This is a genomic window from Mesobacillus sp. (assembly GCF_057785455.1).
This window is the reverse complement of record NZ_JBYNSB010000028.1, coordinates 1-11,189: the sequence shown is the minus strand read 5'-3', so window position 1 is coordinate 11,189 and position 11,189 is coordinate 1. Positions and strand designations below refer to the sequence as shown.

The following is an 11,189-nucleotide window of genomic DNA, read 5'->3' as shown; positions in this document are numbered from 1 at the left end:
TAGGTCAGTAAGTTTATTAGGTTCTAACTGAGATATATTTATTAACATATTTCACCTCGGCAATTAATTAACTCGTTCACTGCACTATTATCTTTATCAGCCTGTTGAAAATTTTGTGTTAGGGTGTATATACAAGAGAACTAGTTTCTTACTGCTGATAACAAGATAACAATGATTTCGACAAAAGGCTTGTAAAAATTTCACCACTAATACTGTAAGTATAATACTTATAATCACCAGTCGACAGGTAAAAAAGCAATTCTTTTCCAAAAATATGCGCATGCTATGAGCAAACGAAAATAATAATACAAAAGAAAAAGAGAGAAACCTTTATACCACAAGGTTTCTCTCTTTTTTAGTTGGCAAGACTTACATCATGCCGCCCATTCCGCCCATGTCAGGCATTCCAGCACCAGCTGGTTCTGGGATGTCAGCAACTACTGCCTCAGTAGTCAAGAACATTGCAGATACGGATGCAGCGTTTTGAAGAGCTGAACGTGTAACCTTAGTTGGGTCAACGATACCAGCTTCGATCATGTTTACCCATTGGCCAGTAGCAGCGTTGAAGCCTGTGCCGACTTCTTCGCGCTTAAGGCGCTCAACGATAACAGATCCTTCAAGGCCTGCGTTGTGAGCGATCTGGCGAACTGGTTCTTCCATTGCACGAAGGACAATGTTCACACCAGTTGCTTCGTCGCCTTCAGCCTGGATTTCAGATACTTTGTTGTATACGTTTAGAAGCGCTACGCCACCGCCGGATACGATACCTTCTTCAACTGCAGCGCGAGTTGAGTTAAGAGCATCTTCAATGCGAAGCTTGCGTTCTTTCAATTCAGTTTCAGTAGCAGCACCAACCTTGATGACTGCAACACCGCCAGCTAGTTTAGCAAGGCGCTCTTGTAATTTTTCACGGTCAAATTCAGAAGTTGTTTCTTCCATTTGAACGCGGATCTGGTTAACACGGCCAGCGATTTGTGCGCTGTCTCCAGCACCTTCAACGATGGTGGTGTTTTCTTTTGTAACAACAACTTTAGAAGCGCGTCCTAAAGATGTGATTGTTGCAGATTTAAGGTCACGGCCTAACTCTTCAGTGATCACTTCACCGCCAGTTAATGCAGCGATATCTTCAAGCATAGCTTTGCGGCGGTCGCCGAAGCCAGGAGCTTTTACTGCAACTGCATTGAATGTTCCGCGAAGCTTGTTAACTACTAGAGTAGCAAGTGCTTCACCTTCAACATCTTCAGCAATCATCAATAATGGCTTGCCTTGCTGTACAACCTGCTCAAGTACAGGAAGGATTTCCTGGATGCTTGCGATTTTCTTGTCAGTGATCAGGATATATGGATTTTCAAGAACTGCTTCCATCTTGTCAGAATCAGTTACCATGTAAGGAGATGCATATCCGCGGTCGAACTGCATACCTTCAACAACGTCCAATTCTGTTGTGAAGCCTTTAGATTCTTCAATTGTGATAACGCCGTCGTTGCCAACGCGCTCCATTGCTTCAGCAATCAATTGGCCAACTTCTTCGTCAGCAGCAGAGATTGAAGCTACCTGTGCGATAGAAGCTTTGCCTTCGATTGGCTTTGAAATTGCTTTTAATTCTTCAACAGCGGTAACAACAGCCTTTTCAATACCTTTGCGGATGCCCATTGGGTTAGCACCAGCAGTTACGTTCTTAAGGCCTTCACGGATCATCGCTTGAGCAAGAACGGTTGCAGTAGTAGTTCCGTCACCAGCAACATCGTTTGTCTTGCTTGCTACTTCAGCAACAAGCTTAGCACCCATGTTTTCAAATGCATCTTCAAGCTCGATTTCCTTAGCAATTGTTACACCATCGTTTGTAATCAGTGGTGAACCGAATTTCTTCTCAAGAACCACGTTGCGTCCTTTTGGTCCAAGAGTAACTTTTACAGCATTTGCAAGAGCGTCAACTCCGCGAAGCATTGAACGGCGTGCTTCTTCACTGAACTTAATGTCTTTTGCCATCGTAAAAAAACCTCCTCAAATTTTTGGTTTTATAACGTACTGTCGTTAACAGTTATTATTCTACAACTGCTAAAATGTCGTTTTCGCGTAGGATCAGGTATTCAGTTCCCTGGTACTTCACTTCTGTACCTGCGTATTTTGAGAAGATAATGCGGTTGCCAACTTCAACTTCAAGTGCTACGCGCTCCCCATTTTCAAGGACACGGCCTGTGCCCACAGCTACAACTTTACCTTCTTGAGGTTTTTCTTTCGCTGTGTCGGGTAAAACGATACCGCTTGCAGTTTTTTCTTCAGACTCAACAAGCTCGATAATAATGCGATCACCTAATGGCTTGATCAAGTGAAACAACCTCCTCAAATTATATGTAGATTATTTTATTAGCACTCTCCTCGATAGAGTGCTAACACAATTTATATAATAATGAATCTCCATTTTTTTTGCAAGCATGAAGTCCAATTTTTTTTATAAAATTTATTAATCCCCAGCTGCCGGGATTACCGCGACAAAATCAGCTATTTCCCGATTTATTTCGATTTTGCAGCAAGGCTTTTAGGGGATCGGACATCCCTAAAAAAGTCCACCTTAAAGAGTATGCATCGGCCTCATGATCTTTAACCGTTTTTTTAAGCCAGGCACCTGCAATTTGAACTTTCAGGGTCTCTGCTAGTAAAATGGAGAGATAGTGTAACAACGGAACCTTTATAGAATTGAATCGTATATAAACTTATGAACTTGCCCTAAAGGAGATTAGCATATTGAAAAAGGAATATTGGTACATCATCATCATTTATATTGCCATGCAGCTTTCAAGCCTTGTTGGCCTCCCGATTGTAGCATTCGTAGGAGCTGCAATGGGCAAAAGCCTGAAAGAGATGGAAACACTCTCGATTCCTTACTGGCTTGTGATCAGTTTCAGTCTAACTCTGGTCATCGTGCTGCTTATTTTACGAAAAGAAAAGAGGATGGAGGATGATTTACGCGGAATGGCTTCGCCAGCAAGTTCGGCAGCCTGGGCGATAGCCGGTGTGTTCCTGGCATTGATGGCCCAGTCCATCGCGGCAAGCATTGAACAGATGCTCGGTATTGAAATGGGCTCGGAGAACACCCAGGATATCATCAACCTGATTGAAAGCTTCCCCGTCGTCATCCTTGTGAGCTCAATCATCGGTCCGATATTGGAGGAAATCGTCTTCCGGAAAATCATCTTCGGCAGCCTTCATAAAAAAATGAACTTCTTTTTTGCGGCATTGATCAGTTCGGTTATTTTTGCGCTTGCTCATATGGAGCCTGAGCATGTCATCCTGTATTCCGCGATGGGCTTTACCTTTGCCTTCCTATATGTAAAAACAAAACGAATCATCGTACCGATCATTGCCCATGTTACAATGAATACATTCGTTGTCCTGCTTCAGTCCGTATTCAGAGAAGACATTGAGAGAATGATAAGAGAAGCAGAAAAAATCCAAAGCTTTATTGGGGGACTTTAATTAATGAGACAATCTCCTTTATTTTCAGGCATTGTCTACATCTTGTTAGGCAGCTTGTTCACCTACTTCGCCATCCAGAATGTCAATGAAACTGGCTGGGGATTTTTCACATACCTGCTCGTCCTGCTCGCTACCTTCGACTTCGGGTCTGGCATCAGGATGATCCTGTTCCATTTCAAACTGAAACAAATCCAAAAAAAATAGCCTCTTCGATTGAAGAGGCATAGACTGCAGTTATCGTACAAATGAATTTCATTATTCTAAAGCAACACTCATGTCTGTCCTTCAAACCAAAAAAGGGTCCGGAATTCCGGGCCCTTTTGTCTATAAATTAAACCCTTCCACTCGAAGAGGCTATCTCTTTTACAATTCTTCTGCTTCTGTTTCGACATCAGTCGGATAATGTTTAAGGAAATAAATTAATGATTGCAGTTCTACCGCCAGGTCAATATGGTGGATCCTGATGGATGAAGGTACATTCAGTCTTGCAGGCGTGAAGTTCAAAATCCCTTTGACATTTGCCTGGACTAATCGATCGGTAATCGGCTGGGCAACAGCTGACGGAACAGTCAGGATCGCAACCTGCACGCCTTCCTCGACCACCTTTTTATCAAGGTCATCCATATGGTAGACCGGCACTTCGCCAATCTTCGTGCCAACCTTATCCGGGTCAACATCAAAGGCAATTTCAATCTTCGTATTATTGTTCTTGGAAAAATTGTAATTCAAAAAGGCTGTACCGAGATTACCTACCCCGATCAGCGCCACTTTCGTGAGCTCATCCTGATCAAGTGTCTTCCGGAAAAAGGTAAGCAGATAATTCACATTATATCCATACCCTTTTTTGCCAAGCGCACCAAAGTAGGAAAAATCCCTTCTGATTGTGGCAGAATCAACCTTTACCGCTTCACTTAGCTCAGCTGATGAAACCCGCTGCTTCCCAGATGAATGCAGGTTCAGCAGGAAACGGTAGTACAGCGGCAAACGTTTTGCCGTTGCCTGCGGAATTTTCATAGGCTCGTTCGTCATACTCCATCCTCCACCCTGTTCTAGATTTAAATCAACTTATCTTCTCTCTTAAAATCACCGTTCTTCCCGCCGGTTTTTTCGACGAGGTATGTCTTGCCGATCACCATTCCTTTATCCACGGCCTTGCACATATCATAAACAGTCAGCGCACATGCTGAAGCTGCTGTTAACGCTTCCATTTCTACACCGGTGTTCCCTTTTGTTTTTACAGATGCAGTGATATTTAAAATATAGTCACTTTCATTTTGCTCCCAATCGAACGAAAGGTCAATCCCTGTTAATGGAAGCGGATGGCACATCGGAATGATTTCCGACGTTTTTTTTGCTGCCATGATGCCGGCAACCTGGGCAACAGCCAGTACATCGCCCTTTTTCATTTTATTTTCAGTAATTCTTACATATATATCTTCATTAACAATGATGCTCGAATGGGCAACCGCTGTACGAACCGTTTCAGGTTTGTCGCTGACATCAACCATTTTCGCCCTGCCTTCTTCATTAAAATGAGTAAACTCTGCCATGTTCAAGCTCCTTTCAAACAAAATAATACACTATTTTCACAAAGTTGTGTGTGAACTTTGTTGCCAACTTCACAAATTCCTTGCCAAACCTTCATTTGAAGGGGGCGCATATATTGCCGAGCCTATTTGAATGGGGTACACTATCTCTAAGGCAATAGAGGTGAAAAAAATGATATTATTACAAGTTAATCAGCTTTCAAAATATTTTGCTGCTGATCTTATTTTATCGAATATAAAGTTTGAAATACAGACAAATGACCGTGTTGCCCTTGTTGGCCGCAATGGGGCTGGAAAATCGACCCTCCTCAAAATCATCGCTGGACATGAAAGCCATGATGGCGGTGAAATCATCCGTCCAAAGGGTACAAGCATCGGTTATCTCGCACAAAATACTGGGCTGGAGTCCGAGAAAAGCATCTGGGACGAAATGCTTGGCGTCTTTTCCCATCTTCACAGCATGGAAAAGGACCTTCGCCGGCTAGAGGAAAAAATGTCGGATCCTGACATCCTGTCAAACCAGACAGAATACGACAGAGTTCTAAAAGAATATGATATTCTGCAGGTCCAGTTTAAGGAAAAAGGCGGATACCAGTATGAAGCGGACATCCGTTCAGTTTTGCATGGCCTGAACTTTCATTCCTTTGATTATTCCACAAAAATATCCACTTTAAGCGGGGGCCAAAAAACAAGACTTGCATTAGCCAAGCTCCTGTTGACCCGCCCGGATATTTTAATCCTGGACGAACCGACGAACCACCTGGATATTGACACTCTTTCGTCGCTGGAGCAGTATCTGCAAGGCTACCCTGGCGCAATCCTGATTGTGTCCCACGACCGTTATTTCCTGGATAAGGTCGTCAATCAGGTCTATGAAATCTCCCGCCACCAGCTGACGAAATTCCCGGGCAACTATAGTTCTTATCTGGACCAGAAGGCTGAGAACTACGAACGGGACCTGAAGCTTTACGAAAAGCAGCAGGATGAGATCGCCAAGCTGCAGGATTTCATCCAGCGCAACCTGGCTCGCGCATCCACTACTAAACGAGCGCAAAGCCGGCGTAAACAGCTGGATAAAATGGAGCGCATGGACAGGCCAATGGGTGACGAAAAATCGGCTTCCTTCAGCTTTCAGATTGATCGGCAGAGCGGAAACGATGTATTGAAGGCTGACTCACTAGCCGTAGGATACAACCAGGAGATGGTGTCCGAGAATATCACCTTCCATCTAAACCGCGGCGATAGTACTGCCCTCGTCGGACCGAACGGAGTCGGCAAGTCCACATTGTTGAAAACGATTGTGGAAAAACTGCCATCACTTGCAGGGAGTATCCACTATGGGTCCAATGTGTCGATTGGCTACTATGATCAGGAGCAAGCTGAGCTAAGCTCCAATAAAAAGGTACTGAATGAGCTCTGGGATGAATATCCGCTAAAATCGGAAAAAGAAATCCGCACAGTACTCGGAAACTTCCTTTTTTCCGGAGATGATGTACTGAAAATCGTTTCTACTTTAAGCGGCGGCGAAAAGGCCCGTCTTGCGCTTGCAAAAATGATGCTGCAGAAATCCAACTTCCTGATCCTGGATGAGCCTACGAACCATTTGGACCTGGACAGCAAGGAAGTTCTTGAAAACGCCTTGATCGATTATCCAGGCACAATCCTATTCGTGTCCCACGACCGTTATTTTATCAACAGGATAGCCACAAAGGTCATTGAGCTTGATCGTAATGGCGCGACCGAATATCTTGGTGATTATGATTATTATCTTGAAAAGAAGCTTGAACAGGAAGAACTCAAGGCTTTAGAAGCCCAGGCTGCAAAAAATGCCGGCAGTTCTTCTGTGGATAATTCAAAACAGGATAAAAATACTTATCAACAGGATAAAGAAGCAAAGAAACTCGAACGCCAGCGCAAACGCCGCATGGAAGAGGTCGAAGCAACCATCGAAAAGCTGGAAACAGAAGTTGCCGAATACGAGGAACTTCTATGCGATCCTGAAGTTTTCCAGGATCATGAAAAAGCAGCAGAAATTAATAACAAAATTGAAGCTGCTAAAGAGAAGCTTGAACAACTGATGGAAGAATGGGCAGAGCTTGCTTAATAATTATATTCAGTTATCCACAAAAAACCGGACATTGATTGTCCGGTTTTCTTTTATGTTTTTCACTATTAACAGCTCAGCTGTCGATAATGTGGAAAGAATAGTTTTGTGGTGGCTATATTATATATTATTTCTTTATCCACTGCGATATATGGTGAAGTTCATCTCAAATACTTCCATATTGTTACCGAAATTCACTACATTCCCTATCCCCATATTTCTTCTCCAGCAGCCAAAACCACAAAAAAAGTCCCAGATAAGATCCGGGACTTTTTATTCACAAAGTTATTCACATTTAAAATCCTTATTTATGGCTTATCCAGAGACTTTTCCACATTATCCACAGAATAAGCGTCTTTTATCCACATTGTACACAAAATTCTCTCATTTCAGCTCACATATCCACAGCAATATCAGAAAATTTATTTTTTACTTGCGACTTTCGTTGTGGATAGTTATTTCCAAACCAGGATTGCCATTCAAGGTCAAATCAGCACGCTCGCCTTTTGCATAAAGCACACTTCCTGCCGCGGCAATCATTGCTGCATTGTCAGTACATAATGATAACGGCGGGATTACAATCTCGATGTCCATACCTGCAAAGGATTTGGATAGTGCTTCCCTCAGTCCTTTATTTGCTGCCACACCGCCAGCCAAAAGCACTTGCTTAACATCATATTGCTTCACAGCTCGAAGCGTTTTCGTCACCAGGACATCAATCACGCTCTCCTGGAAACTCGCAGCAAGCTCAGCCGGAACAATTTCCTCACCACGCTGCTGTGCGTTGTGGACAACATTGATGACCGCTGATTTTAACCCGCTGAAACTGAAATCATAGGATCCTTCCTCCAGCCATGCTCTCGGCAGGTCAATCGTTGCCTTCCCTTCCTGCGCCAGCCTATCGATATGCGGCCCTCCAGGGTAAGGCAGATTAAGCGTCCTCGCAACCTTGTCATACGCTTCTCCTGCAGCATCATCCCGAGTCTCGCCAATAACCTCGAAATGGCCATGCTCCTTCATATACACCAATTCCGTATGCCCACCTGAAACAACCAAAGAAAGTAATGGGAATTCCATCTCTTCCACTAAGCGGTTCGCATAAATATGCCCAGCGATATGGTGGACACCAACAAGCGGGATATCGTTAGCAAATGCAAGAGCTTTGGCAGCATTCACGCCGATGAGCAGTGCCCCTACCAATCCAGGCCCTTCAGTAACCGCAATGGCATCTAAATCCTTTAATTCTATTTCCGCCTGTCTTAAAGCCTCTTCAAGCACAATTGTAATCTGTTCGACATGATGGCGTGATGCAATCTCCGGGACGACACCGCCAAAACGTTTGTGGCTCTCGATTTGAGAAGCTACAACATTCGCAAGAATCTCGCGCCCATTCTTAACAATCGCAACGGCTGTCTCATCACAGCTCGTTTCAATCCCCATGATTAATTGGTCTTTTGTTGTCATGATAAATTCACCCACATTACTAAAGCGTCTTCCATATTGTCAGTATAATATTGTTTCCTTAAAGCACCATCTTCAAATCCAAACTTTCGGTAAAGATTCTGCGCCCGTTCATTGCTCACCCTGACCTCCAGAGTCATTCTTAAAGCTCCCAAATCCCGTGCCAGCTCCATCACCTTGCCCATTAACGCCTCTCCAAGCTTCATCCCCCTGTAATCAGGCAGAATCGCTATATTTGTGATATGGGCTTCATCAACAATGATCCATACACCGCAATAGCCTACTACCTTGTAATCCACTTCAAGAACGAGGTAGTTGGCGAATTGATTTTTTGTCAATTCGTTAAAGAACGCTTCACGGCTCCAGGGCAACGTAAAGGAATTAACCTCTACCTCCATCACATCATCCAGATCATCAATCGTCATCTTACGGAAAGTTATTGTATTATTCATTGTAATTCCCACTTATTTAGTATTCTCTTGAGCCTTCAGCCAGTTGGCCTCTGCCTCGGCAAGCCTGATGTAATTCGGAACGAATGCATGCAAGTCCACATTTTCTTTATCCCTGCCCAATAAAGCCAATTCGGCAGGGCGTGGATTCTGCTCCGTAATAGCAGCAAAAACAGCCTGTTCACCAAGAGCTTCCTTAATAACTGTTTCGTGCAGCTTCAAATCATTGCTTGTAAATAGAACTTTTTCATCCAGTTCCTTCAGCACTTGTACCCAATCTGCAGACATGACAAGCTGATCCTCTTTCACTGCCTGAATACCCTGGTGATCAAACTTATACAGTCCAGTATATATCTGGCCTCTCCTTGCATCAAAAAACGGAGAAACATAGCCATCGAAATAACGCCCTGCAGAAGCTGCTGCAACTTCAAGACTTGATACACCCGATAAAGGAATATTAAGCGTCCACGCCAATGTTTTTGCGATGGTAACCCCAATTCTTACACCAGTATAGGAACCAGGCCCTTCGGCCACGACGATCTTTGATAGATCCTTTGGCGCAATGCCGCACTCATTCATTATGGTTTGAATGGCAGGCATAACTCGCACGGAATGATTCTTTTTAATATTGGAAATATACTCGCCCAGTACTGTATCCCCATCCAGGAGTCCAATCCCAAGAACATAATTGGACGTATCAATCGATAATACTTTCATTTAAAAAATCTCCTTACACAGTTCTTCATACCGTTCACCTTTTGGCTCTGCTACAATTCTTCTGCCTCCATCATCTTCGAGAAAAAGCTGGAGCAGCAGGAGCTCATCAGGCAGCTGGGCCGCAATCAAATGAGCCCATTCCACTACTGTTACGCCATTGCCCTCAAAGTACTCCTCAAAGCCAAGGTCTTCAAACGCATCCTCTACTCTGTATACATCCATATGATAGAGAGGTAGCCTTCCTTGATATTCTTTTATAATGGTAAACGTCGGACTGTTCACATTCCGGGTAATCCCCAGCCCTTCTGCAAGCCCCTTTGTAAACGTCGTCTTGCCTGCGCCTAAATCACCTTCAAGAGCTATAACATCTCCTGATTGAAGCAGCTCTCCCAGCCTCCTGGCAAAATCTTTCGTTTGCTCCGGCTGCTCCGATTTAAATTGATAAGTAGCCATATCATCACCCTTGTTGATTTCCATTTATATAATTATTGCCAGTAAACTCTAATAATAAAAAATCCTTAGGATGCCTCCTAAGGATGACGATTCTATATGTAGTGTACACGATTTAAGCAGTACGGGCAAAAAAAGCCGCCCATTTCCTTCAGATAACAACAAAAAGGCGCATGCGCTTCGCTCAGCTCATCGAGACGCTGGAGCTGTATTTAGAAAAATCATATAGTTATCTAAATCAAAATCATTATATAATTTCTTATACAATAAAAAAAACGAAACACTGTTTCGTTTAGGAATCTAGCAATCTAGTAAAATGGCGGTCCCGACCGGGATCGAACCGGCGATCTCCTGCGTGACAGGCAGGCATGTTAACCGCTACACCACGGGACCAATATGTAAAAGTAAGATGGATTATTGCGGGGGCAGGATTTGAACCTGCGACCTTCGGGTTATGAGCCCGACGAGCTACCGGGCTGCTCCACCCCGCGTCGATAATATTAGTTAATCCATTTAATTGTTCAAACAGCCCGGCGGCGTCCTACTCTCACAGGGGGAAACCCCCAACTACCATCGGCGCTGAGAAGCTTAACTTCCGTGTTCGGTATGGGAACGGGTGTGACCTTCTCGCCATCGCCACCAGACTATTTGGTTTGAGGTTTTGATCCCTCAAAACTAGATAATTGTGTAAGAAGAATTACAGAAGAACGAGCAATCAATGTCCAGTTTCGGCTCCTAGCCTCTCGAGATTGCTTCGGTCCATCCGCTGAAGTCAAAGAACGACTTCAACTGCTGGCCCTCCAGCACTTGTCGAGGCTGAACAGTCGCCTACACTTTTCGTATTTGGTTAAGTCCTCGAACGATTAGTATCAGTCAGCTCCACACGTCACCGCGCTTCCACCTCTGACCTATCAACCTGATCATCTTTCAGGGTTCTTACTAGCTTGCGCTATGGGAAATCTCATCTTGAGGGGGGCTTCATGC

General features: G+C 44.0%; 11 protein-coding genes, 2 tRNA genes and 2 rRNA genes. 3 read left to right on the top strand and 12 right to left on the bottom strand.

Features of this window, described 5'->3' with window-relative positions:
* Positions 1–369 precede the first annotated feature (369 nt).
* Positions 370–1,989, bottom strand: coding sequence for a chaperonin GroEL (gene groL, locus AC3EBE_RS10945; protein WP_488595064.1), 1,620 nt, complete (start codon positions 1,987–1,989; stop codon positions 370–372).
* 55 nt (positions 1,990–2,044) lie between these two features.
* Positions 2,045–2,329 carry a co-chaperone GroES gene (gene groES / locus AC3EBE_RS10940; protein ID WP_041967795.1) on the bottom strand — a complete coding sequence of 95 codons (285 nt, stop codon included), beginning with the start codon at positions 2,327–2,329 and terminating at the stop codon, positions 2,045–2,047.
* Between the two features lie 416 nt (positions 2,330–2,745).
* Here groES and AC3EBE_RS10935 point away from each other — a divergent pair, with 416 nt between their 5' ends.
* Complete coding sequence (locus AC3EBE_RS10935) at positions 2,746–3,477, top strand: CPBP family intramembrane glutamic endopeptidase (protein WP_488595063.1); 732 nt, start codon at positions 2,746–2,748, stop codon at positions 3,475–3,477.
* Between the two features lie 3 nt (positions 3,478–3,480).
* Entirely contained in the window at positions 3,481–3,681 is a 201-nt protein-coding gene (locus AC3EBE_RS10930; RefSeq protein ID WP_488595062.1) for a YdiK family protein, read from the top strand.
* 159 nt (positions 3,682–3,840) lie between these two features.
* Here the strand turns inward: AC3EBE_RS10930 and AC3EBE_RS10925 are convergent, their stop codons facing one another.
* Positions 3,841–4,506 (bottom strand): redox-sensing transcriptional repressor Rex, encoded by a 666-nt coding sequence (locus tag AC3EBE_RS10925; protein ID WP_488595061.1) that lies wholly within the window; start codon positions 4,504–4,506, stop codon positions 3,841–3,843.
* A 26-nt stretch (positions 4,507–4,532) separates the two neighbouring features.
* A complete protein-coding gene (moaC, locus tag AC3EBE_RS10920) occupies positions 4,533–5,027 on the bottom strand; it encodes a cyclic pyranopterin monophosphate synthase MoaC (RefSeq protein ID WP_488595060.1) in 495 nt (164 codons plus the stop codon).
* Between the two features lie 169 nt (positions 5,028–5,196).
* Here moaC and AC3EBE_RS10915 point away from each other — a divergent pair, with 169 nt between their 5' ends.
* Positions 5,197–7,128: an ABC-F family ATP-binding cassette domain-containing protein gene (locus tag AC3EBE_RS10915; RefSeq protein ID WP_488595059.1), complete on the top strand. Its 1,932-nt coding sequence runs from the start codon at positions 5,197–5,199 to the stop codon at positions 7,126–7,128.
* A 429-nt stretch (positions 7,129–7,557) separates the two neighbouring features.
* Here AC3EBE_RS10915 and tsaD read toward each other — a convergent pair whose 3' ends face one another.
* From tsaD to AC3EBE_RS10875, 8 genes are all read right to left on the bottom strand, one after another.
* Positions 7,558–8,592: a tRNA (adenosine(37)-N6)-threonylcarbamoyltransferase complex transferase subunit TsaD gene (tsaD, locus tag AC3EBE_RS10910; protein ID WP_488595058.1), complete on the bottom strand. Its 1,035-nt coding sequence runs from the start codon at positions 8,590–8,592 to the stop codon at positions 7,558–7,560.
* A complete protein-coding gene (gene rimI, locus AC3EBE_RS10905; protein ID WP_488595057.1) occupies positions 8,589–9,041 on the bottom strand; it encodes a ribosomal protein S18-alanine N-acetyltransferase in 453 nt (150 codons plus the stop codon). The genes tsaD and rimI overlap by 4 nt, the downstream gene beginning before the upstream one ends.
* A gap of 12 nt (positions 9,042–9,053) precedes the next feature.
* Positions 9,054–9,755: a tRNA (adenosine(37)-N6)-threonylcarbamoyltransferase complex dimerization subunit type 1 TsaB gene (tsaB, locus tag AC3EBE_RS10900; RefSeq protein ID WP_488595056.1), complete on the bottom strand. Its 702-nt coding sequence runs from the start codon at positions 9,753–9,755 to the stop codon at positions 9,054–9,056.
* Entirely contained in the window at positions 9,756–10,208 is a 453-nt protein-coding gene (gene tsaE / locus AC3EBE_RS10895) for a tRNA (adenosine(37)-N6)-threonylcarbamoyltransferase complex ATPase subunit type 1 TsaE (protein ID WP_488595055.1), read from the bottom strand.
* Positions 10,209–10,522: 314 nt separating this feature from the next.
* Positions 10,523–10,598: transfer RNA gene (locus AC3EBE_RS10890), tRNA-Asp, on the bottom strand.
* Positions 10,599–10,622: 24 nt separating this feature from the next.
* A tRNA-Met gene (locus AC3EBE_RS10885) sits at positions 10,623–10,696 on the bottom strand.
* A 37-nt stretch (positions 10,697–10,733) separates the two neighbouring features.
* Positions 10,734–10,849, bottom strand: a 5S ribosomal RNA gene (rrf, locus tag AC3EBE_RS10880).
* Between the two features lie 199 nt (positions 10,850–11,048).
* A 23S ribosomal RNA gene (locus AC3EBE_RS10875) occupies positions 11,049–11,189 on the bottom strand; the annotation flags it as partial.

Bases quoted from the DNA above. Each gene is read 5' to 3' on its own strand.
- groL (WP_488595064.1), bottom strand. From the start codon at position 1,989: ATGGCAAAAGACATTAAGTTCAGTGAAGAAGCACGCCGTTCAATGCTT.
- tsaE (WP_488595055.1), bottom strand. From the start codon at position 10,208: ATGGCTACTTATCAATTTAAATCGGAGCAGCCGGAGCAAACGAAAGAT.
- rimI (WP_488595057.1), bottom strand. From the start codon at position 9,041: ATGAATAATACAATAACTTTCCGTAAGATGACGATTGATGATCTGGAT.
- AC3EBE_RS10930 (WP_488595062.1), top strand. From the start codon at position 3,481: ATGAGACAATCTCCTTTATTTTCAGGCATTGTCTACATCTTGTTAGGC.
- tsaB (WP_488595056.1), bottom strand. From the start codon at position 9,755: ATGAAAGTATTATCGATTGATACGTCCAATTATGTTCTTGGGATTGGA.
- AC3EBE_RS10915 (WP_488595059.1), top strand. From the start codon at position 5,197: ATGATATTATTACAAGTTAATCAGCTTTCAAAATATTTTGCTGCTGAT.
- AC3EBE_RS10925 (WP_488595061.1), bottom strand. From the start codon at position 4,506: ATGACGAACGAGCCTATGAAAATTCCGCAGGCAACGGCAAAACGTTTG.
- moaC (WP_488595060.1), bottom strand. From the start codon at position 5,027: ATGGCAGAGTTTACTCATTTTAATGAAGAAGGCAGGGCGAAAATGGTT.
- tsaD (WP_488595058.1), bottom strand. From the start codon at position 8,592: ATGACAACAAAAGACCAATTAATCATGGGGATTGAAACGAGCTGTGAT.